The sequence below is a fragment of the Chelativorans multitrophicus genome (assembly GCF_011317445.1).
GTDB lineage: Bacteria > Pseudomonadota > Alphaproteobacteria > Rhizobiales > Rhizobiaceae > Chelativorans > Chelativorans multitrophicus.
The window spans coordinates 81,734-101,521 of sequence record NZ_JAAAPL010000002.1 but is presented as its reverse complement, the minus strand read 5'-3'; the positions used below and the strand labels follow the sequence as shown (position 1 = coordinate 101,521).

Annotated in this window: 20 protein-coding genes; 11 read left to right on the top strand and 9 right to left on the bottom strand. The window is 61.5% G+C overall.

Annotation, left to right across the window (positions count from 1 at the left end):
* Nucleotide 1: 1 nt before the first annotated feature.
* Nucleotides 2-1,669: a 2-isopropylmalate synthase gene (gene leuA / locus GNP00_RS11110; protein ID WP_041545443.1), complete on the bottom strand. Its 1,668-nt coding sequence runs from the start codon at nucleotides 1,667-1,669 to the stop codon at nucleotides 2-4.
* Nucleotides 1,670-2,068: 399 nt separating this feature from the next.
* Between leuA and GNP00_RS11105 the strand changes: the two genes are divergently transcribed.
* The 3 genes from GNP00_RS11105 to GNP00_RS11095 all read left to right on the top strand — a co-directional run bounded on the left by GNP00_RS11105 (nucleotide 2,069) and on the right by GNP00_RS11095 (nucleotide 3,457).
* Nucleotides 2,069-2,416, top strand: a complete 348-nt coding sequence (locus GNP00_RS11105; RefSeq protein WP_011581525.1) for an ArsR/SmtB family transcription factor — start codon at nucleotides 2,069-2,071, stop codon at nucleotides 2,414-2,416.
* Nucleotides 2,406-2,879, top strand: a complete 474-nt coding sequence (locus GNP00_RS11100) for an SRPBCC family protein (protein ID WP_011581526.1) — start codon at nucleotides 2,406-2,408, stop codon at nucleotides 2,877-2,879. Before GNP00_RS11105 ends, GNP00_RS11100 begins: the two co-directional genes overlap by 11 nt.
* Nucleotides 2,880-3,007: 128 nt before the next feature.
* On the top strand, nucleotides 3,008-3,457 hold the full coding sequence (locus tag GNP00_RS11095) for a GFA family protein (RefSeq protein WP_011581527.1): 450 nt from the start codon (nucleotides 3,008-3,010) through the stop codon (nucleotides 3,455-3,457).
* Here the strand turns inward: GNP00_RS11095 and GNP00_RS11090 are convergent.
* Nucleotides 3,454-3,984, bottom strand: coding sequence for a winged helix-turn-helix transcriptional regulator (locus GNP00_RS11090; RefSeq protein ID WP_011581528.1), 531 nt, complete (start codon nucleotides 3,982-3,984; stop codon nucleotides 3,454-3,456). The genes GNP00_RS11095 and GNP00_RS11090 overlap by 4 nt on opposite strands.
* A 103-nt stretch (nucleotides 3,985-4,087) precedes the next feature.
* Here GNP00_RS11090 and GNP00_RS11085 point away from each other — a divergent pair, with 103 nt between their 5' ends.
* From GNP00_RS11085 to GNP00_RS11075, 3 genes are all read left to right on the top strand, one after another.
* Nucleotides 4,088-4,954 carry an alpha/beta fold hydrolase gene (locus GNP00_RS11085; protein WP_011581529.1) on the top strand — a complete coding sequence of 289 codons (867 nt, stop codon included), beginning with the start codon at nucleotides 4,088-4,090 and terminating at the stop codon, nucleotides 4,952-4,954.
* Between the two features lie 15 nt (nucleotides 4,955-4,969).
* On the top strand, nucleotides 4,970-5,521 hold the full coding sequence (locus GNP00_RS11080; RefSeq protein ID WP_011581530.1) for a dihydrofolate reductase family protein: 552 nt from the start codon (nucleotides 4,970-4,972) through the stop codon (nucleotides 5,519-5,521).
* A gap of 190 nt (nucleotides 5,522-5,711) precedes the next feature.
* Nucleotides 5,712-6,128: a YciI family protein gene (locus tag GNP00_RS11075; protein WP_011581531.1), complete on the top strand. Its 417-nt coding sequence runs from the start codon at nucleotides 5,712-5,714 to the stop codon at nucleotides 6,126-6,128.
* 12 nt (nucleotides 6,129-6,140) lie between these two features.
* Here GNP00_RS11075 and GNP00_RS11070 read toward each other — a convergent pair whose 3' ends face one another.
* The 3 genes from GNP00_RS11070 to GNP00_RS11060 all read right to left on the bottom strand — a co-directional run bounded on the left by GNP00_RS11070 (nucleotide 6,141) and on the right by GNP00_RS11060 (nucleotide 10,207).
* On the bottom strand, nucleotides 6,141-7,022 hold the full coding sequence (locus tag GNP00_RS11070; RefSeq protein ID WP_011581532.1) for a cation diffusion facilitator family transporter: 882 nt from the start codon (nucleotides 7,020-7,022) through the stop codon (nucleotides 6,141-6,143).
* A gap of 47 nt (nucleotides 7,023-7,069) precedes the next feature.
* Nucleotides 7,070-9,259 carry an anthranilate synthase gene (locus GNP00_RS11065; RefSeq protein ID WP_011581533.1) on the bottom strand — a complete coding sequence of 730 codons (2,190 nt, stop codon included), beginning with the start codon at nucleotides 9,257-9,259 and terminating at the stop codon, nucleotides 7,070-7,072.
* Between the two features lie 201 nt (nucleotides 9,260-9,460).
* Nucleotides 9,461-10,207: a phosphatase PAP2 family protein gene (locus tag GNP00_RS11060; RefSeq protein WP_011581534.1), complete on the bottom strand. Its 747-nt coding sequence runs from the start codon at nucleotides 10,205-10,207 to the stop codon at nucleotides 9,461-9,463.
* A gap of 95 nt (nucleotides 10,208-10,302) precedes the next feature.
* On the opposite strand from GNP00_RS11060, the gene GNP00_RS11055 reads away from it, so the two are divergent.
* The 3 genes from GNP00_RS11055 (at nucleotide 10,303) to GNP00_RS11045 (ending at nucleotide 12,730) form a co-directional block, all read left to right on the top strand.
* A complete protein-coding gene (locus GNP00_RS11055; RefSeq protein WP_011581535.1) occupies nucleotides 10,303-11,430 on the top strand; it encodes a site-2 protease family protein in 1,128 nt (375 codons plus the stop codon).
* Between the two features lie 224 nt (nucleotides 11,431-11,654).
* Nucleotides 11,655-12,062, top strand: a complete 408-nt coding sequence (gene rnk, locus GNP00_RS11050) for a nucleoside diphosphate kinase regulator (protein ID WP_011581536.1) — start codon at nucleotides 11,655-11,657, stop codon at nucleotides 12,060-12,062.
* A 194-nt stretch (nucleotides 12,063-12,256) separates the two neighbouring features.
* Nucleotides 12,257-12,730, top strand: coding sequence for a GreA/GreB family elongation factor (locus tag GNP00_RS11045; RefSeq protein WP_049764770.1), 474 nt, complete (start codon nucleotides 12,257-12,259; stop codon nucleotides 12,728-12,730).
* 13 nt (nucleotides 12,731-12,743) lie between these two features.
* Here the strand turns inward: GNP00_RS11045 and GNP00_RS11040 are convergent, their stop codons facing one another.
* The 3 genes from GNP00_RS11040 to GNP00_RS11030 form a co-directional block, all read right to left on the bottom strand.
* Nucleotides 12,744-14,423 (bottom strand): formate--tetrahydrofolate ligase, encoded by a 1,680-nt coding sequence (locus GNP00_RS11040; protein WP_011581538.1) that lies wholly within the window; start codon nucleotides 14,421-14,423, stop codon nucleotides 12,744-12,746.
* A gap of 106 nt (nucleotides 14,424-14,529) precedes the next feature.
* The gene (locus GNP00_RS11035; RefSeq protein ID WP_011581539.1) at nucleotides 14,530-15,654 is read right to left on the bottom strand and encodes a DUF2333 family protein; all 1,125 of its coding nucleotides are present in this window, start codon (nucleotides 15,652-15,654) and stop codon (nucleotides 14,530-14,532) included.
* 145 nt (nucleotides 15,655-15,799) lie between these two features.
* Nucleotides 15,800-16,690 (bottom strand): NAD(P)/FAD-dependent oxidoreductase, encoded by an 891-nt coding sequence (locus GNP00_RS11030; protein WP_011581540.1) that lies wholly within the window; start codon nucleotides 16,688-16,690, stop codon nucleotides 15,800-15,802.
* A gap of 188 nt (nucleotides 16,691-16,878) precedes the next feature.
* Between GNP00_RS11030 and GNP00_RS11025 the strand changes: the two genes are divergently transcribed.
* Together GNP00_RS11025 and GNP00_RS11020 are read left to right on the top strand one after the other, a co-directional pair.
* Nucleotides 16,879-17,634, top strand: coding sequence for a HugZ family pyridoxamine 5'-phosphate oxidase (locus GNP00_RS11025; RefSeq protein WP_011581541.1), 756 nt, complete (start codon nucleotides 16,879-16,881; stop codon nucleotides 17,632-17,634).
* Nucleotides 17,635-17,757: 123 nt separating this feature from the next.
* Nucleotides 17,758-18,558, top strand: coding sequence for a TrmH family RNA methyltransferase (locus tag GNP00_RS11020; protein WP_011581542.1), 801 nt, complete (start codon nucleotides 17,758-17,760; stop codon nucleotides 18,556-18,558).
* On the opposite strand, the gene GNP00_RS11015 is transcribed toward GNP00_RS11020, so the two are convergent.
* The gene (locus GNP00_RS11015) at nucleotides 18,559-19,743 is read right to left on the bottom strand and encodes a coiled-coil domain-containing protein (RefSeq protein WP_011581543.1); all 1,185 of its coding nucleotides are present in this window, start codon (nucleotides 19,741-19,743) and stop codon (nucleotides 18,559-18,561) included.
* Nucleotides 19,744-19,788 lie beyond the last annotated feature (45 nt).

The following is a 19,788-nucleotide window of genomic DNA, read 5'->3' as shown; positions in this document are numbered from 1 at the left end:
TCTACACCCTTAGAATGCGATTGACCGCGGAGACGACCGCTTCCAGCGAGGCAGTCGTAATATTGGTATTGATGCCGACACCAAAGAGCTTTCCGCCCGGAAATTCCATCTCCACATAAGAGACGGCGGCGGCGTCGGTGCCGCGCTGGAGCGAGTGCTCCGAATAATCGAGAACCGATATCTCCATACCGATATGCCGCGACAGCGCGTTGACGATCCCGTCGATCGGCCCGGTGCCGGTTCCCTTGATCACCGTCTCCTTGCCGTTGTCGAGGATCGTGGCTTCGAGAATGCGCCGGCCCTTCATCTCGGGATCGGGAAAGGTCTGGTGATCGATCAATTTGATCCGTGCTCCGGGCTGATCGACATAGACCTCCAGAAAACGGTCATGGATACGCTTGGAAGGCAGTTCCTTCCCTTCCGCGTCGGTGATGGCCTGGATGTCCTCGCGAAACTCCACCTGCAGGTTGCGCGGCAGGTTGAGCCCGTAATCGGCTTGCAGCACATAGGCGATGCCGCCCTTGCCTGACTGCGAGTTGATGCGGATGATCGCCTCATAGGTGCGACCCACATCGGCGGGATCGATGGGAAGATACGGCACCTCCCACAGCTCCTTATTGGCCTTGCGGTAGGCCTTCATGCCCTTGTTGATGGCGTCCTGATGGGAGCCGGAGAAGGCCGTGTAGACCAATTCGCCCACATAGGGGTGCCGTTCCGGGATGCGGAGCTGGTTGGAATATTCGTAGACATCCTTGATGCGGTTGATTTCCGAACAGTCGAGCACGGGATCGACGCCCTGCGTGTACATGTTGAGCGCCAGCGTGACGATGTCGACATTGCCCGTCCGCTCGCCGTTGCCGAACAGCGTTCCTTCCACACGGTCCGCGCCTGCCATCAAGCCGAGTTCGGTGGCCGCGATGGCCGTGCCCCTGTCGTTGTGCGGGTGCAACGAGACGATCAGGCTGTCGCGCCGGTCGAGCTGCCGGCACATCCACTCGATCTGGTCGGCATAGATGTTGGGCGTCGACATCTCCACCGTGGATGGCAGGTTGATGATGAGCTTGTCTTCCGGCGTGGGCTGGACGATCCCGATCACCGCGTTGCAGATCTCCAGCGCCACATCCAGCTCGGTGCCGGTAAAGCTCTCGGGCGAATACTGGAAGCGGTAGCCCCCGCCCGCTTTCGCAGCCATATCCGTGATCATCTTGGCGGCATCGGTGGCGATCGTCTTGATGCCGGCGACATCCTTTTCAAACACAACGCGACGCTGCAACTCGCTGGTGGAGTTGTAGAAATGGACGATCGGATGCGTGGCCCCCTCGAGCGCCTCGAAAGTGCGCGCGATCAGCTCTGGCCGGCACTGCACCAACACCTGGAGGGAGACGTCGTCGGGCACATTGCCCTCTTCGATTGCCCAGCGCGTGAAGTCGAAATCGGTCTGAGAGGCCGAGGGAAAGCCGATTTCTATCTCCCGAAAGCCCATATCGAGGAGGAGAGCGAACATCCGCGCCTTGCGATCATGCCCCATGGGGTCAATTAGGGCCTGATTGCCGTCGCGCAGATCCACCGAGCACCAGACCGGCGCCTTTTCTATCCGCTTGGAGGGCCAGGTGCGGTCGGAAAGGTCGACAAAGGGATAGGGCTGATATTTGCGCGGGGCGGTCGGCATTCCCTTGCGGGTGCTGCGATGCAAAATCTCGTTCTTGGCGTCCATTTGCTCACTCCGGGCGGTAGCACGTTGCTCGGAAGCGACGGCCCGCCTGTCAAGGCTTCAAATCCAGTTTCTGACGGGAAGGAGCAGACCAGCGATCACCGGCGATCGATCGCCGGGCGCTCCTTCAGCGGGCCCGGCGATCGCCGATAAGGCCGAGAAGAAGGAGGCTGGAAAGCGCACGAGCCGTCGCGCCGCAATTGGCAGCGGGGCTGAAAGGATCGAAATGCGCAGCGTGTGACATGGCTCCCTGATAGCCGAGGCCGCTCAATGATGCAAGATGCCCCTTCTTGCAGCTTGACAGACGGCGTGTCCTTTGCAATAAACCATCTAGTTAATTAACTAGAAAGATAAATAATGGCGAAGGCAGACACGTTGAATGCCGCCTTCTCGGCCCTTGCCGACCCAACACGCCGCGCCATTATCGCGAGGCTCGCGGCTGGCGAAGCGACGGTGAATGAGCTTGCCGAGCCGTTCGACATGAGTCTTCCGGCCATATCGAAGCATCTGAAGGTGCTGGAGCGCGCCGGCCTCATTTCGCGCGGTCGCAACGCCCAGTGGCGCCCCTGCCGGCTGGAAGCTGGCCCGCTGAAGGAAATCGCCGATTGGGTGGAGCGTTACCGTCGGTTCTGGGAAGAAAGCTTTGACCAGCTCGACAGCTATCTGATGCAAATCCAGCACAAGGAGAAATCCGATGACGCTTGATGCCACGGCCGCGCGGCAATCCGATGCCGAGCTTTACATCTCCCGCCTCTTCGACGCGCCGCGCGCGCTCGTCTTCGAAGCTTGGACCAAGCCCGAACACCTGAACCGTTGGTGCTGCCCCAAGGGCTTCACCCTTCCCTTTTCAGAAGGCGATATCCGCACCGGCGGCTCGTTCAAGACATGTATGCGCTCGCCCGAGGGGCAGGACCATTGGCTGAGCGGCACATATCGCGAGATAACGCCACCCGAACGCCTCGTCTTTACCCATGCCTGGCACGACGAGAACGGCACACCGGGTCATGAAACGGTGGTGACCGTCACGCTCAAAGAGGAAGGCGGGAAGACGCGGCTCACCCTGCAACAGGCCTTCTTCGTCACCAAAGCCTCGCGCCATGGGCATGAAGAGGGCTGGAACGAGACACTCGACAATCTGGCCGACTACCTGGCGGCGCTTTCAGGTTGAAATGCGTCCGAGCACCTGAGCTGAAATGCGAGCTTCCGCGACCAAGCCTCGAGAAAGACTCGCATTTCGCTCTTCAGGAAAGGGAGAGTGAGACACTGAGCCCGTCTTCACACATAAGGAGGACCGGAATGAAGAAGACCTACCACGGAAGCTGCCATTGCGGCGCGGTGCGCTTTGCGGCCGATATCGACCTTGCATCGGCTGGCGAACGCTCCGAACCCGCACGGCCAGGCATTTGGTGGACGTCCACCTTTCGCTGCAACTGCTCGTCTTGCCTGAAAACACGATTCTGGAAAGCCTTTGTCCCACCGGAAGATTTCCAATTGCTCTCAGGCGCGGACGCTTTGACGGAATACCGCTTCGGCGAGAAAATGATCGGCCATGTGTTCTGCAAACATTGCGGTGTTCACCCCTTTGCCAGCGCTGATTTCGAAATCATGGGCGGAGCTTTCTACGCGGTGAACATAGTTTGCCTGGACGATGCCACCGAAGCGGAATTGGCTAGCGCGCCTATCATCTACGAGGACGGCCGGCACAACGCTTGGGATAAGTCTCCGAAGGTGACTTCCTATCTTTAGAGCTGCGCCGAGGGCTGCCGCGCCGCCACCTCCTGATAGGCCGCATATAGCCTCTCGCGCACGCCCGGTCCTGGCCTTTGCTTCGTCGGGATGCCCAGATGCTCTTGGCGCAGCTCATCCATGAATTCCTCCCACAGCGCCGGCCCGCCCTCCTCCAGAAGCTGCGCGCGAATTGAAAGCGCCTCCGTGACAGGCAGCCACCTGCGCCCCCAGGCGCCGATCATCGCAAAAATCGGCAGAAGCTCGATGCCCTTTTCCGTCAGGCTGTAGATCGCCTTCTGTTTATGGCTCGGGTCATCTTCCCTGGAGATGACGCCCTCGGCCACGAGCCGCCGCAGCCGGTCGGCAAGGATGTTCGACGCGATCCCTTCCTCGTTCTGCGAAAGCAGTTCGCGGAAGTGGCGGCGGTTCCCGAACATCATGTCGCGCACGATGATGAGCGACCATTTGTCCCCCAGCACTTCGAGCGTGAGATTGATGGGGCAGCCCGAACGATGGGTGTCGGATTCTTCCCTTTCAGCAGTCAATTCGCGTTCTCCAAAAAAACGGTTGCAATATAAGATCAGTTTCGTTTACCCTGCAACCAGTTGCAATTTGCAATCAGACTCATATCAAGTTAGGGAGGCCACCATGAATACGCGCATAGTCAAGGCCAATGATATCGAAATCGCCACGGAGGCATTCGGCGATCAATCGCACCCTCCGGTGGTTCTGATCATGGGCGGGATGGCCTCCATGTTATGGTGGCCGGAGGAATTCTGCCGTCGGCTCGCGGGACGCGGCCGCTTCGTGATCCGCTACGACCAGCGCGACACAGGTCTCTCGACGAAATATCCGCCCGGCCAGCCGCGCTATGGCTATGGCGATGCGGTCGATGACGTCTTCCGCGTGCTCGACGGCTACGGGATTTCCGCCGCACATATTGTCGGCTTTTCGCTTGGCGGCATGGCCGGCCAGGGCGCTGCACTGAAGAAACCGGAGCGCGTGCTTTCCTTGACGGCGATCAGCACTTCGCCGCTTGGGACGGACACCTCCCACCTTCCTGCAGCCGGCGAGGCTTGGTTGGAACACATGAAACTGGACGTGGATTGGTCGGACCGGGCAGAGGCGGTCAGGTACCTGGTCGACGATGCGCGCCTGACTGCGGGCACGGCACATCCGTTCGACGAAGCCCGGACCCGAGCCTTCATCGAACGCGACTTCGACCGCTCGGGTGGCTATCTCAGCGCCACCAACCACAGCATCCTCTTCGAGATCGGTGAACCGTGGCGAGGCCGGCTGCACGAGATGAAGGTGCCGCTTCTCGTCATCCACGGCACCGCTGACCCGGTATTCCCGGTTGAGCATGGCGAGACCCTTGCCGCTGCCGTTCGCGGCGCCCGCCTGCTGAAGCTCGACGGGGGCGGCCACGAATTGCATCCGGGCCATTGGGATGGGATCGTCGGCGCGATCGCCGAGCACACAAACGATACCGGAAGAGAGAAGCAAACCAACTGACAAAGGAGACAAGCGATGAGACGATTGGTGGTCTGGAACGCAATGACGCTCGACGGCTATTTCGAGGGCCAAGCTCCGTGGGATCTCAGCTTTCACGAGACAATATGGGGAGACGAGCTGGAGGCGTTCTCGCTCGAGCAGGGCAAGGAGATCGGCACGCTTCTTTTCGGACGGCGCACCTATGAGGGCATGGCCGACTACTGGACAAAGGCGACCGGGGAGATTGCCGACATGATGAATTCGATCGAGAAGGCGGTGGCGACGCGCACGCTCGACGAGGCAACGTGGAACAACACCCGGCTCTTGAAGGGCGATGCTACCGAGGCGGTCAGGGCGCTAAAGGCTGAGGATGGCAAGGACGTTTTTGTGTTCGGCAGCGCCGACATGCTCGATTCCCTGCTCAAGGCGGGGCTCGTGGATGAATACCGGATCTGCGTCGCGCCAGTGGTGCTAGGCGGGGGCAATCCGCTGTTCAAGCCTCAGGACCAGCAGTTAAAGATGCACCTTCAAGGCACGCGCCCCCTCAAGACCGGCGCTGTAATTGTCACCTACCAGGTGGGCGGATAAGCTCAGTTTTCAGGGCGTTCCACGGATGCGGGTATGCGAGGCATCCGCCATCCCCTTTTCACGTTTTTCAACGGGTGCTGTCGGACATCGCTACCTTTCCTCGTCCTTTGGTTGCCGGGCGGCAGCGCACCTCGCTATTTTGCTGTTACGCTGTGCCGGCAATCACGAGGCCAATCGTTAGGAGCAAACGATGCGTTACATGATGCTGATGATCCCGAAAGGCTACGAAGCGGCCGAGCCCGGCACTCTTCCAGAGGCCGATGCCGTCGGGCCGATGATGCACTACAACGAGGAACTTCAGAAGGCTGGCATCCTCGTTTCCGCGGAAGGTCTGCACCCACCCTCCATGGGTGCGCGGGTCTCCTTCGCACATGGCCTTCCGGAGGTGACAGACGGCCCGTTCGCCGAGGCTAAGGAAGTGTTGGGCGGCTTCTGGATCATTGATGTAGGCTCGCTGGAAGAGGCGATCGAATGGGCCAAGCGCTGCCCCGGCAGCCCCAATGAGACCATCGAGATCCGGAAGATCATGGAGATGGACGATTTTCCGGAGGACTTACGTGCAGTGGCAGATGGCTTCGAGACGATGCAGACCAAGAAGGCGAAATAAGCTTCGCCCCTCTCAAGCGTGCTTGGCCTTATGCGCCGGCTCCACATGGATGACAACGCGCGTTCCCGGCATCTCCCTGCCCAGCGCGTGTTCGATGCGGTCGCAAATGTCGTGCGAACGCTCGACCGTCATCTCGGAAGGGACCACCAGATGGAATTCGATGAAGCGGGCCCGGCCCGCTTCTCGTGTTTTCAGGTCGTGGAATTCCAGCGCTCCTTGGCTGTTCTCCGCGATCAGCCGCTCGATCTCGGCACGGTCGGCCGGGTCCACGGCCACATCCATCAGCCCTTGCACCGATGAACTCAACATCTTCCAACCATGCCAGATGATGTTGACGGCCACGATCACCGCCATCAGCGGATCGAGCCAAAGCCAGCCGGTGGCAAGGGCGAACAACAGCCCGGCGATTACCCCCGCCGAGGTGACCACGTCAGCCCAAAGATGCCGCCCATCCGCGACGAGCGCGGGCGACCGCGCCTTGCGACCCTCGCGCATCAGCACCATAGCCCAGAGGCCGTTGCCGACCGCCGCTACGGCATTGATCGCCACGCCCGGGCCCGGCGCCTCGATCCTGTGGAGCGTGAAAAAGGCATCGGCCGCCTCCCGCAGGATGAGCAGCGCGGCGAGCACGATGAGCACGCCTTCGAGAACCGCCGAGAAGTACTCGGCCTTGTGGTGCCCGAAGGGATGGTTCTCGTCCGCCGGGATGTAGGAGACGCGGATCGCGTACCATGCCGCCAGCGACGCCACGACATTGACGATGGATTCCATGGCATCCGATAGCAGCGCCACGGACCCGGTCAGCCACCAGGCAAGGAATTTCAGCACCAGGATGACCATGCCGACCACGATGGTCCACGTGGACAGACGGCGGATGTTGGAGCGCTTCGGCATTGGCTACGCGGCGGCCATTGCCGCGGAGTTATGAAAAGGCGGCATGGTCACGCCGCCTTCACCTTGGATTTCCGCGGCAGATGCGCCACAACGTTCTCGATCATGCGCATGCCGGCATTGTGGCCGAGCGTCATGATGGATTCGGGGTGAAACTGCACAGCCGCCACCGGCTCGCTCTCATGCTCGATCGCCATCACCACGCCGTCCTCCGTCTCTGCCGTGACGACGAAGGGCTTCGGCAGGCGCACCGGATCGGCGAAGATCGAGTGATAGCGCCCCACCGTCACCTCCTGCGGCAGACCCGAGAAGATAAGGCTGTTGTGGCCGGCGCGGATGCGCGAGGGCTTGCCGTGCATCGGCTCGTGCAGGTGGCGCAGCTCGCCGCCATAGGCAACCACCAGCGCCTGCAGGCCGAGACAGACGCCGAAAATCGGGAGTTCCCGCCCGCGCGCCTTTTTGATCGTAGCCGTGCAGTCGAAGTCCTCCGGCGTGCCCGGCCCCGGCGAAAGCACCACAAGATCCGGTTTCACGCGCTCGAACACGCTTTCGGCAACCGGCGTGCGCACGGTCGTCACCTCCGCGCCCGTCTGCCGGAAATAGTTTGCGAGCGTGTGCACGAAGGAGTCCTCGTGATCCACCAGGAGGATTTTCACGCCCTCGCCCACGCGCGCTGTCTCTCGTTCTTCATTGGCCATATTCGTCTTCCCCGCGTCGCGAATGGCCGAAAGCATTGCAGAAGCCTTGAGTTCCGTTTCGGCCTCCTCTTCCTCTCCATTGGAATCGAAGAGAAGCGTCGCCCCTGCCCGCACTTCGGCGATGCCGTCCTTGATGCGTATGGTGCGCAGCGTCAGGCCCGTGTTCATGTCGCCGTTGAAATGGACCATGCCGACCGCCCCGCCATACCAGGCGCGCGGGCTCTTCTCGTTCTCCTCGATGAAACGCATGGCCCAGAGCTTCGGCGCGCCAGTAACGGTGACTGCCCAGGCATGGCTGAGGAACGCATCATAGGCGTCCATGCCCTCGCGCAGCCGGCCTTCGATATGGTCCACCGTGTGGATCAGGCGCGAGTACATTTCGATCTGCCGCCGCCCGATCACGCGCACCGAGCCCGGCTCGCACACGCGGCTCTTATCGTTGCGGTCGACATCCGAGCACATTGTCAGCTCCGACTCGTCCTTCTTGGAGTTCAAGAGCTTCAGGATCTGCTCCGAATCGGAGATCGCGTCGTCGCCGCGCTTGATGGTGCCGGAGATCGGGCAGGTCTCAACGCGCCGGCCCGACACACGCACGAACATCTCCGGCGAGGCGCCGACGAGATATTCCCCCTCACCGAGATTGATGAAGAAGGAATAGGGCGATGGATTGATCTGCTTCAGCCTGCGGCAGATGGCCGAGGGCGGGTTCTGGCATTGCTCGAAAAACATCTGCCCCGGCACCACCTCGAAGAGGTCGCCGCGCCGAAAACTCTCTTTCGCCTTCTCGACGAGGCTCGCATATTCGCCAGGCTCATGATCGCAGCGCGGCGGCACTTTCAACGGCTTCTGGAACGGCTCCTCACGGCCCTCCCGCGGCAGGCCCTCGGTGGAAAAGCCCTCGCCCGCATAGTCGTAGCGGTCATGCCATGCCTTGGCCGTGTAGTGATCGACCACGAGGATCTCGTCGGGCAGGAACAGCACCAGATCGCGCTGGCTCTCCGGCCGGTCGAGCCGCAGCTTCACCGGGTCAAACTGGAAGGCAAGATCGTAGCCGAACGCGCCGTAGAGTCCGAGATTGCTGTCGTTGTCCGTGTGGAAGAGATTGGTGATGGCGCGAAGCACGGTGAAGACGGAAGGAACGCGGGAGCGCTCCTCCTCCGCAAAGACCTCCGTCGGCTCGGACACATCGACCGTGATCAGCCGCGGCTGCGCGAGGGCCATGGTTACCTCCGGCAGCGCCTCGACGACGCCGGCGATGGCAGGCAGCATCGCTTCACCGCGCCTGTTCAGCGCCTCGATCTTCATGGCGCGGCCACGCGCGGAAATCACAAGTGGAGGATCGACAATGGCCGTATCCCAGCGCGTATAGCGGCCTGGATACTCGTAATTGGAGGAAAACACCGCCCCTCGGCGGCTGTCGAGCGCGTCGATATAGGCGTCGATTGCGCCGCCGTAAGGCACCTCCATGCGCGAACGGGTAATCGCGATACCGCCCGCCGTGACGAAGCGCTCGCTGCCGTCTTCCAAGACTTCCAAGCTCATCTCCTGCTCCCGTTTCAAGATGCCGCCGGGAAGCCCCAAACTAAAATGGCCGCCCGGTTTTCACCTGCGGCCATCGTCGAAGTTCAAACGCTCATGCTAGCGCCGGCCGCTCGTTAGCGGGCCCACCACCAAAGCTTTGCGTTTAGAACCATGCTCATAGCATTTCCATAGCGGCGAACCGGCATTCGCGCAACTGTTTCCTCACTCTTCCGACCGAACCGTGCGCTTCCTGCGCAGGAACTGCAGAACGGCCACGAGAAGCCAGACGAGGCTTGCCCACGCAACCCCGAGCGCCCATCCGGCGGCAACATCGCTTGGCCAATGGACCCCGAGATAGACGCGGCTTACACCCACAATCAAGGAGACGAAGACCGCCACCCCAGCCACGTAGATTCTCACGCGCAGGTCGTGAACGAAGCGGATAACAAGGGCCGCGAGCGTGAGATAAGCGACGGTGGTCACCATCGCATGTCCGCTCGGGAAGCTCGCCGTATGCACTATGTCGAGCTGCGGGACGAGATCCGGCCTCGCCCGGTCGTAGAACTGTTTGGAGAGGAACGAGGCAAGCGAGCCTGTTCCGACCGACAGGATCGTGTAAAGAGCCGGGCCATGGCGTCGCGTGACGAGGAGCAGTCCCACCACGGCGGCGACGGTGAGGATGATCAGGGTGTAGCCGCCGAGCGCGGTCACCTCCAGCGCCGCCTCCTCCAGCCAGGGCGGACCGAGCGGATTGGCGGGATCGGCCGGATTGCGGAAAGCGAGGAAGAGCCTCTCGTCCCAGGCGCGGATCTCGCCCTCGGCCATTTCGTCGGCGAGCGACAGGAAGGCATAAAGGCCCAGCCCCATGATGCCGATGACAGCGACCGGCAGCACCGATCCGGGCCGGTGCTGCATGCCTCGGACTATGCGGGTCGCCCATTCGACCATCCCTCCGGTAACCAGGTTCATTGAGCCTCCATCATTTCAGCGGCTTGAAAATAACGTCGTCGTTCCAAATGTCTTTAATATGTATTTCTCATCCATTCCGGCAGGGGCGCGGCAACATGGCCTGGTCATTCAATATCGGTAAGTTCAGCGGCACCGTTGTGCGCGTGCATGTGACGTTCCTGCTGCTGCTCGTCTGGATCTGGTTCATGCATTACCGGATCGGCGGCGCGGCCGCCGCATGGGAGGGCGTGGCCTTTATCATCGCGGTCTTCGCCTGTGTCGTGCTGCACGAATTCGGCCATGCGTTCGCCGCCCGCCGATACGGCATCAAGACGCCAGATATCACACTTCTTCCGATCGGCGGGCTCGCCCGACTCGAGCGCATGCCGGAAGAGCCCGGCCAGGAATTTGTGATCGCGGTGGCGGGCCCGCTGGTCAATGTGATTATCGCGGCGATTATTTTCCTAGCGGTGGGCGGTTCCGCCGGAATAGAGCAGATGATGCAGGTGGAAAATCCGCGCACGAGCTTTCTCGTGCGGCTTGCCGGCGTGAACGTGTTTCTCGTGCTCTTCAACATGATCCCCGCCTTTCCCATGGATGGCGGCAGGGTGTTGCGCGCCATTCTCGCCACGCGCATGACCTGGGCGCGCGCCACGCAGATCGCTGCCAATATCGGCCAGGGGCTCGCCTTCCTGTTCGGCTTTCTCGGTCTATTCTACAATCCGCTGCTCATCTTCATCGCAATCTTCGTCTATCTCGCCGCCGCCGCCGAGGCGCAGAACGCGCAGATCCGGGACATCTCAAACAGCGTGCTGACGGGCGATGTGATGGTGACGGAATTCGCCTCTCTCGAGCGCTCATCGACCATCGCCGAGGCCATCGACCGCCTGCTGGCGACCACGCAGAGCGAATTCCCCGTGCTCGACGCCGATGGTCATCTGACCGGTCTGCTCACCCGAAACGACATGATCGCCGCCTTGAAGGAGACAGGGCCCGACGCGCCGGTGGTGAGCGTGATGCGCACGGATGTGCCGAGCGTTCACCGTCTTCAGAGCCTTACTGACGGGTTCCGGCTGATGCAGGAGAAAAGCGCGCCCGCCGTCGCCGTGGTGGACAGCGGCGGCCGGCTTGTCGGCTTGCTCACGCACGAGACCATTGGCGAAATGATGATGGTGCGCGCGGCCATGCCAGAGGGCTTTCGCTTCGGCCGTTTGCGGCAGACCCCCTTCATTCGCCGTCCTTGACATTGAAAGTCCGGTGGCCCAAGTTAAACCTATGAGCGAAACCGCACCCCGCATATTCTTTCTTTTTAGGGTCTGTCCCATCGCCGGACACTAACCCCGGGTTCGGGCTCTGCGCCCCCGAACCTCGGGGCGCGATGGGCCGGTTCTAATCGGCGGCTCGCAGCAGGCGCATCCAGCAAGAACAAGAAATTGGCCGGGCAGATCTCGGCTCAATGGGTGAACCTATGCACAGTAAGCGCAAGCCAAGCATCACAATTTCAAGAACGGACCACGACCGGCTTCTGGGGCTGGCGACGGCAATGGAGAACCGGGATCCGGTGCTCGCCGAAACGATGATCTCAGAGTTGGAGCGGGCCCGCGTCGTGGAAGATGCGGCCTTGCCTGACACAGTCGTGCGGATGGGTTCAACTTTGACTTATACCGCTGATGACGGCGAGCCGCAGACCGTTTCCCTCGTCTATCCCGGAGAAGCTGACATCGCGCAGGGAAGGGTTTCAGTGACAACGCCCGTCGGAACCGCGCTGATCGGCCTTTCCGTGAACCAGACGATCGACTGGACGGCGCGTGACGGTCGGGTTCACCGCCTGAAGGTCATTAACATCAGCAAGTCTGGTAGCGACGGACAGTCATGAGCCTGAGGCTCCTCTTCTTCGCAGGCACTCTCCAAAACGGCAACAAGCCCCTGCGCCGATAAACGCTGGCGCAGGGGTGGTCTCACCAGTTTGTCAACTTACGGTCCGCGCCAAACCGCGGGGCCTTGGAGATTGTCGTGTGGGGAAAACGGGGCTGTACGCTTACAACAAGGGACTTTGAGACACTCCAGCAGATGTTCGAGGAACATCGCGACCGCAACGAAGCGATGACCATGCTTTTGCGTCACAAGCTTGAAACGGCGCGCGTGACGCGGCCGGAAGTCACACCGGACGACGTCGTGACGCTCAACAGCCGCATCAGCTTTCGCGTGGGTAACGGTATGCCGGAGACACGCATAATATGCCGTGACCGGTCGCGCGGTCCGCTCGGCTATTTCCTGCCGATCACGACCATACGCGGACTGGCGCTATTGGGATTGACTGAAGGACAGATGACACCCGTTTCCCGAGGCCGGTCGCTCGTCGAAATCCTTCAGGTAACCGCCATCCACTATCAGCCGGAGCGCGCCGCAAGAATAAGGGACTTGGATGCAGCTAAGGGCTCCAGGTTCCGCGTTAGCGAAGGTGGAAATCAGGCGGAAACCGGCCTTCACCAGAAGTCTCTAAAGCGTCCGGACGGAGATGATCCGGGCCCAAACGCGGCCTGACCTATTGTTCTGATTAAAAAAGACCTTCTATGTAGCCGGCCTCATTGAGAAATATCTTCTCGGCCGAGGGCGCGCGCGGCAGGCCCGGCATGGTCATGATCTCACCGCAGATCGCGACCACGAAGCCGGCCCCTGCGGAAAGCCGCACTTCCCGCACCGGGACGACGTGATCCACCGGCGCCCCGCGCAGATTGGAATCGGTGGAGAAGGAATATTGGGTCTTGGCCATGCAGACCGGAAGATGCCCATAGCCCTGGTCTTCCCATTGCTTAAGCTGGGCGAGCACGGTGCCGTCGGCCACCGCGCGTGAACCTCGGTAGATCCGCCGCACGATCGTATTGATCTTTTCGAACAGCGGCATGTTGTCGGGATAGAGCGGTGCGAACTGGGAAGCGCGGCTCTCCGCCAACGCCACGACCTTATGAGCCAGTTCCTCGATGCCGGCCGAGCCTTCCGCCCAATGCCGGCAAAGCACCGCCTCTTCGCCTTGCGCCCCCACATAGGCCCTCACGGCCTCTATTTCCGCCGGAGTGTCGGTTTCAAAATGGTTGATGGCAACGATAGCTGGAACGCCGAACTGCTTTATGTTTTCGATGTGACGGCCAAGATTGGCGCATCCCCTGATGAGGGCATCGACATCTTCCGCGCCGAGATCTTCCTTCTTCACGCCTCCATTCATTTTAAGCGCGCGCACGGTAGCAACGATGACCGCCGCGGCAGGCTTAAGACCGGTCTTCCGGCATTTGATATCGAAGAACTTCTCGGCGCCGAGGTCCGCCCCAAACCCCGCTTCCGTGACCACATAGTCCGCCAGTTTCAGCGCAGTGCTCGTGGCCATCACTGAATTGCAGCCATGGGCAATATTGGCGAAAGGCCCGCCATGGACGAAGGCCGGGTTGTTTTCCAGCGTCTGAACCAGGTTCGGCTGCAACGCATCCCTGAGGAGGACGGCCATCGCTCCGTCGGCCTTGAGGTCGCGCGCGAAGACAGGGCTTTTGTCGCGCCGGTAGGCGACGATGATGTCACCCAGCCGTTTTTCGAGATCGCCGAGATCCTTTGCCAGGCAAAGGATCGCCATCACCTCCGAGGCGACGGTGATGTCAAATCCCCCTTCGCGCGGATAGCCGTTGGCGACACCGCCGAGGGAGCAGACGATCTCACGCAGCGCGCGGTCGTTCATATCCATCACGCGCCGCCAGGTCACCCGGCGCGTGTCGATGCCAAGCTCATTTCCCCAATAGATGTGGTTGTCGATCAGGGCAGAGAGCAGATTGTGGGCGGAGGTGACCGCATGAAAATCGCCGGTGAAGTGGAGGTTGATGTCTTCCATCGGGATCACCTGCGCGTAACCGCCGCCCGCCGCCCCGCCCTTCATGCCGAAGCAGGGGCCGAGCGAGGCTTCGCGGATGCAGACGATCGCCTTCTTGCCGATGCGGTTGAGGCCGTCGCCAAGGCCGACCGTTGTGGTCGTCTTGCCCTCGCCTGCCGGGGTCGGATTAATCGCGGTGACGAGGATCAGCCTTCCGTCCGGCCTTTTTCGAGCCTCAGCGATAAACTCGGCCGACACCTTCGCCTTGTCGTGGCCGTAAGGCAGAAGGTGCTCAGACGCGATGCCCAGCCCCGCCCCAATCTCCTGGATCGGCTTCTTCCTCGCCGCGCGGGCGATCTCGATATCTGACTTCACATCTGCCATGAGCACCCCCCGCGAATAGCAAGTAGGAATTAGCGAATAGATGGCCCGAATGGGCGCGGGCCTGTCAACCGGCCCAATCCGCTATTCGCTACTTCCTAGTCGTCACTCATCTATCCAGAACATCCCTCAGCTCGACCAGGTTCGAGCGCGCACGCAGGATGTAAAATCCCATCGTGGCAAGATGCGTCGGCATTATCCAGCCGTCTTCCCGCCCGTTGGATATGATGAAGGGAGTGATGTTGAGGGCGGCGCGAAACTGGCTTTCGGTCTGATCCCAGAGAGGCCCCAGCGAACGCTGCGTAATGACGCCGTCAAAATCGATCCTTGCCGCGTGCAGTATCCCGTAATAGCCGTAGAGCTGGCCATAGGCGAACCAGAACCGGTCATCCGCGCGGGTATCCAGCCAGCCGGCGTTATAGTTCTCCGACCGCTCGCGCAGAATGGCCGATGTCGAGCCCAGATCGCTGGCGATGCGATCGAGGAACTGGATGAGATTGTCGGCGCGCGCGTCAAACGTGGCCTCGCAGTTTGCGAGACGCGTATTGAAGCTGCGCAGAGACGAAATGGCGGTTCGGTAGAAGCTTGGCGTCGGCGTTTTCGGGCCGAAGGGATTGAGACCGAAATACCAGGCGTCTTCGCTGAACTGCATGCTCTCGCGCGCCTTCTGCAGATCGCTATCGATCTGGGACGTGCCGCGGACGCGGCCCAGCGCGTCCACCAGTTCCACCGTGGTGCGGCGGACCGCCTGGTTCACGCCCCGCTGGAACGAAGCCTTGTTGTCGAAATAGGGCGTGCTGTCCCAGTCCAGGCCGAAGAAGCCCAGCTTGTAGAGGATCATCGAAGAGATCCAGGCATTCTGGTTGACGTTGAAGTCCGTGAGATCGGCCGCCACCTCTGCGATGGCTGAAGGAGCACAGCTTTGCGGTGCCTGCCCTGCGGACGTCGCCGCCAGCTGTTCGCCGGGCGCTGCTCCACGTCTGTCGGCGTCATAGGCCTGTACATAGTCCGGGTTGAAGCCGGTCCAGACCTGGGTCTGCGAGAAGAAATAAATGTAGAGCCCGACAAAGATGACGAGAAAAGCGGCTACGACGCCGCGTGCGATCCATCCGCTTCGCATGAACCAGCGCCCGAGTGCCATGAACGGCCATGCAAGCCAGTAGATGAACCAGCCGATCCCCTTGCCGATGGCCGCAAACACCCGCGTAAAGAAACCAACGATGGATTCGAGCACCGGCACCCCCTGACACGACAGCGCCTCGCCGGCGCCAAGTCCATTTCAGATAGGCGGTTTTGGGCTCCATCACAATGCAGGCCCGCGGCAAGCCGCACGTCAGAGGCATTGCCGACGCCGGCGATAACCTTTTCCGATGTTTGCTCTACCCCTCCGGAAACACCAGCGACTGGTGCGCCCCGATCCCCGCCAAGGTTCCTTCGCCCACGGCAAGCGGGACGGAGCCCGCCGGCCGGCCGGCATCACCGCAGGCGAACACCCCCGGCACAGACGTCTCCTTGAAGGAATTGGTCTTGATGAACGTGCCGACGGCTCCCTGGTCCAGCTCGCAGCCGAGCTGCTCGGCGAGCGTGCCCGAAAGGCGCGTGATCGTGGCGGTGAAGAGGGCGGCAGGCGAGAACACCCTCCCGTCGCTCATTACAACATCGGCCTCGCCGTCGATCCTCTCGATCAATCCGGTCTCCATCACCACGTCGCGCCGGTTCAGCTCCGCCTGCTCTTTCTCGGTCGGCGCAAAAATGCCGTTGAGGAAGAAGATGGTCTTGCCCCACTCGGGCAGCAGCAGCGCGTGATGCATCGACGCCGGCTGGGAGGCAAGCACGCCGATGCGTCCGCCTTCGAGTTCGTACCCATGGCAATAAGGGCAGTGGAAGACGCTCTTTCCCCAACGCTCCGCGAGGCCGGGAACCTGCGGCAGGTCATCGACGACACCGGTTGCGAGGATCAGGCGCCGTGCTTCATAGCTGTCGCCGGTTGAAGTTCCCACGAGGAAGCCCTCCTCTCCCCTCCCCGCGGTTTCGGCCCTGCCCTGTTTCCACTCCACGGTGGGGTAGGCCATCACTTCCGCGCGGCCGCGTGCGGCGATCTCGTTGGGAGATGCGCCGTCCTGCGTCAGAAACCCGTGGGAGCTCTTGGCAAAGCGGTTGCGGGGCTGTCCCTCGTCTATCACCAGCACACGGCGGCGTGCGCGCCCGAGCTGCAGTGCCGCCGCAAGGCCGGCATAGCTGCCGCCGACCACGATCACATCATAATCCATTCGAATGCCTTTGCTTGTGGCTGTAACGATGAGCGGAGCCCGATCGATATCCGTGGCAAGCTTAGCTAGAGTGATATCCCCGCCCGGCCACTGGGAAATGCTTCCGCCTCGCGGAAAAGCAAGCTCGCGACGAAAAGACTTGCGGAGCTGCGACGGCTGCGCAATTCGAGGAAAGAAAGGGGAGCAAAATGGAAAAGGAACAGACCGACCCGATCCTGGAGACGGATGCCGAGGCGATCCGGCTGGCAAAGACCCTGCTGCGCTCCGCCCGTTTCGGAGCGCTCGCGACCCTCGATCCGGCGGATGGCGCACCACTTGCAACGCGCGTGGCAGTGGCAAGCGATATGGATGGAACGCCGCTCATCCTGGTCTCCGCCCTTTCCGCCCACACGAAAGCGCTTACCGCCGATCCTCGCTGCTCGTTGCTGGTTGGCGAACCCGGCAAGGGCGATCCCCTCGCCCACCCGCGCCTGACAATCAAGGCGCGCGCCGAAAAGCTCGAACGGGGAACGCCCGAGCACGGCCATGCTGCCCGCCGCTACCTGAACAGGCATCCGAAGGGCAAACTTTACGTTGATTTTCCTGATTTTTCCTTCTTCCGGCTTTCACCGGAAAGCGCCCTTCTCAACGGCGGCTTTGCCCGCGCCTATAGGCTGAAGCGTGAGGAGCTTTTGACCGGTGGCCCTCTGCACGCTTTCCTGGAGATGGAGCAGCGCGCCGTCGACCATATGAACGAGGATCATGCGGATGCGGTGGAAAACTATGCCGTTCACTTCACAGGCGCCGAACGCGGCAGGTGGCTCTTGACCGGCATAGATCCCGAGGGCATCGACCTTGCAAAGGGCGACGAGGTACGCCGCGTCTTCTTTAAAGCCCCGCTTGGGGACGCCTCCGAGATGCGGCCGGCGCTTGTCGAAATGGCGAAGATGGCGCGTGGTGCTTGAGAAGGAGCCGATAACTCCAACACGATCTCATATGGAGATGACGATGCCACTTCGCGCCGCCGTTAGGATATAGCCTGAGATAATTCGACCACTCGCCATCACTTCAACCCTATACTCCAACCCATGCCCCATCCGCTCATCCGCATCGATTCCCCTGACGACCCGCGCATCGCCTCCTATCGCGATATCCGCGAACGTGACCTCATCGGACGGCAAGGCCGCTTCGTGGCGGAGGGCAAGGTCGTGTTGAACGTGCTCTTCTCCACCTCGCGCTTCTCGGCGGAATCCGTGCTCCTGCTCGAGAACCGCGTGGCGGGCATGGAGGAGCTGCTTGCCCGCATCCCGGAACACGTCCCCCTCTATGTGGCGGGCAGCGCCGTCATGGACGCGATCGCCGGCTTTCACATGCACCGCGGCGTGCTTGCGATAGGCCTGCGCGGCGAGGAGGATAGCGCGGATGAACTTATCACCGCCCCGCCGGCCCGCGCGCTGGTGGTGGCGCTTTCCGGCATCGCCAACCACGACAATATGGGTGCAATCTTCCGTAACGCCGCCGCCTTCGGTGCGGATGCCATCCTTCTGGACAGCCACTGCTGCGACCCGCTTTACCGCAAGGCAATCCGCGTTTCGGTGGGTGCGGTCCTAAAAGTGCCGTTCGCGCGAGGTGGCGATGCCTCCACGCTGATCGAAACATTGACGGCACGCGGATTCGATATCCTCGCGCTCAGCCCGAGCGGAGAAAGGGAGATCGAGACGGTCAAACGTGCTCCGCGAACAGCGGTCCTTCTTGGAGCGGAAGGGCCCGGCTTACCCGCAGCGCTGCTTGCGCGCTTGCCCTCCGTACGAATTCCGATGCGAAATGATTTCGATAGCCTCAACGTCGCAGCGGCCACTGCCATTGCTCTTCATCGGCTGTGGCGATGATCACCCCGCCGCCGAGCGGCCGCGCAAACTCCTCACGCGATCGGCAAGGCTAAGCGGCCGATCGTCCTTCCCGTTCGGTTCCTGCTGGGAGAGTGCTTTTTCGATTGGCGAATCCGGGCCTTCCAATGTGGCCACCACATCAACCATATTGGCCGCGAGGTCCGAAACACGTTCGCGCAGCGCTCCGTCGTCCGCCTGATCGCTGTGGGCGGCCCCGGCGAGTTCCGCGCGAAGTCTCTTGTTCTCGCGCATCAGCACGGCGAGCCGAGACTGCAGCCGTTCCATCTCTGGCTTTCGAAGGGCTGATGGCTTTCCACCCCTCCCTTTGGGGGCCAGCAAGGATGAAAGCTTCAACGAAAGCTCGGCGACCTGCGCTTCGAGCCGCGCCCTCTCTTCACCCACGTCTTCCGTTTCGGTGTTGTTGTCATCCATAGCTTCGAGCTTCCGCTTCAAGCGCGCCAACTCTTTCTCCCTGCGTTCGAGCTTCTCCTCACGGGTGGAAAGAGCGGCAATCATGCTGTCCAGCTTGCGTTCCAGATCGTCGGCACGAGCTCGCTCGATAAGCAGCGCCTCGTCGGCGGCCGCCTTTTTCGCCATCGCGTCGCGGATCAGCCGGTCAGCTTCCTTGCGCTGGGTGCGCAGGAGACTGACGGAGTCGTTGAGCTGCTCAATGCTGGCTTCCCGCGCCACCAGATCGATCTGCCGTGTGCTCGCCGTCAGGCTTGCTTCCTCATACAGGCTTGAAAGCTCTTCAATCTCCCTCTCGCGCTTCTGAAGTTGGCGCTCCAACTGCGCGATCTTTTTCGCCCTCTTCTGCAGTTCCGCATCCCGTTCGGCAAGCTGCGCCGTAAGATCGTTGCGTTCCGCCTCCAGCGCGACCATCGCCGCATCATATTCCTTCAGCTTCTCCACCTTCTCCCGCAGGACATTCAGTTCAACGAGATCGTCCGCCGCTTTTCTTCTCAGGGATTCGTTCTTCATCTCGAGAAGGCGCATGGCCATCACATGCTCGGCCTTGACGGCATCGATCTCGGCCTCCAGCTCCTCGCGCGTCATCGGCAGGGTCGCCTCGATGCGACGGCGCATGAGCTCGCCCGCGCGGCGCCACAGGACAGGCGACAGGAACAGCGCGAGAGTCGCCGAGACCAGGAAACCGAGAGCGAAGAAAAGGGTGTTTTCAATCACGGGCGAAGGATCCGGGGGCGTTGGTTTCAGTAGTGTGCCATGACG

Bases quoted from the DNA above. Each gene is read 5' to 3' on its own strand.
- leuA (WP_041545443.1), bottom strand. From the start codon at position 1,669: ATGCCGACCGCCCCGCGCAAATATCAGCCCTATCCCTTTGTCGACCTT.
- GNP00_RS11105 (WP_011581525.1), top strand. From the start codon at position 2,069: ATGGCGAAGGCAGACACGTTGAATGCCGCCTTCTCGGCCCTTGCCGAC.
- GNP00_RS11100 (WP_011581526.1), top strand. From the start codon at position 2,406: ATGACGCTTGATGCCACGGCCGCGCGGCAATCCGATGCCGAGCTTTAC.
- GNP00_RS11095 (WP_011581527.1), top strand. From the start codon at position 3,008: ATGAAGAAGACCTACCACGGAAGCTGCCATTGCGGCGCGGTGCGCTTT.
- GNP00_RS11085 (WP_011581529.1), top strand. From the start codon at position 4,088: ATGAATACGCGCATAGTCAAGGCCAATGATATCGAAATCGCCACGGAG.
- GNP00_RS11080 (WP_011581530.1), top strand. From the start codon at position 4,970: ATGAGACGATTGGTGGTCTGGAACGCAATGACGCTCGACGGCTATTTC.
- GNP00_RS11075 (WP_011581531.1), top strand. From the start codon at position 5,712: ATGCGTTACATGATGCTGATGATCCCGAAAGGCTACGAAGCGGCCGAG.
- GNP00_RS11070 (WP_011581532.1), bottom strand. From the start codon at position 7,022: ATGCCGAAGCGCTCCAACATCCGCCGTCTGTCCACGTGGACCATCGTG.
- GNP00_RS11065 (WP_011581533.1), bottom strand. From the start codon at position 9,259: ATGAGCTTGGAAGTCTTGGAAGACGGCAGCGAGCGCTTCGTCACGGCG.
- GNP00_RS11060 (WP_011581534.1), bottom strand. From the start codon at position 10,207: ATGAACCTGGTTACCGGAGGGATGGTCGAATGGGCGACCCGCATAGTC.
- GNP00_RS11055 (WP_011581535.1), top strand. From the start codon at position 10,303: ATGGCCTGGTCATTCAATATCGGTAAGTTCAGCGGCACCGTTGTGCGC.
- rnk (WP_011581536.1), top strand. From the start codon at position 11,655: ATGCACAGTAAGCGCAAGCCAAGCATCACAATTTCAAGAACGGACCAC.
- GNP00_RS11045 (WP_049764770.1), top strand. From the start codon at position 12,257: ATGTTCGAGGAACATCGCGACCGCAACGAAGCGATGACCATGCTTTTG.
- GNP00_RS11040 (WP_011581538.1), bottom strand. From the start codon at position 14,423: ATGGCAGATGTGAAGTCAGATATCGAGATCGCCCGCGCGGCGAGGAAG.
- GNP00_RS11030 (WP_011581540.1), bottom strand. From the start codon at position 16,690: ATGGATTATGATGTGATCGTGGTCGGCGGCAGCTATGCCGGCCTTGCG.
- GNP00_RS11025 (WP_011581541.1), top strand. From the start codon at position 16,879: ATGGAAAAGGAACAGACCGACCCGATCCTGGAGACGGATGCCGAGGCG.
- GNP00_RS11020 (WP_011581542.1), top strand. From the start codon at position 17,758: ATGCCCCATCCGCTCATCCGCATCGATTCCCCTGACGACCCGCGCATC.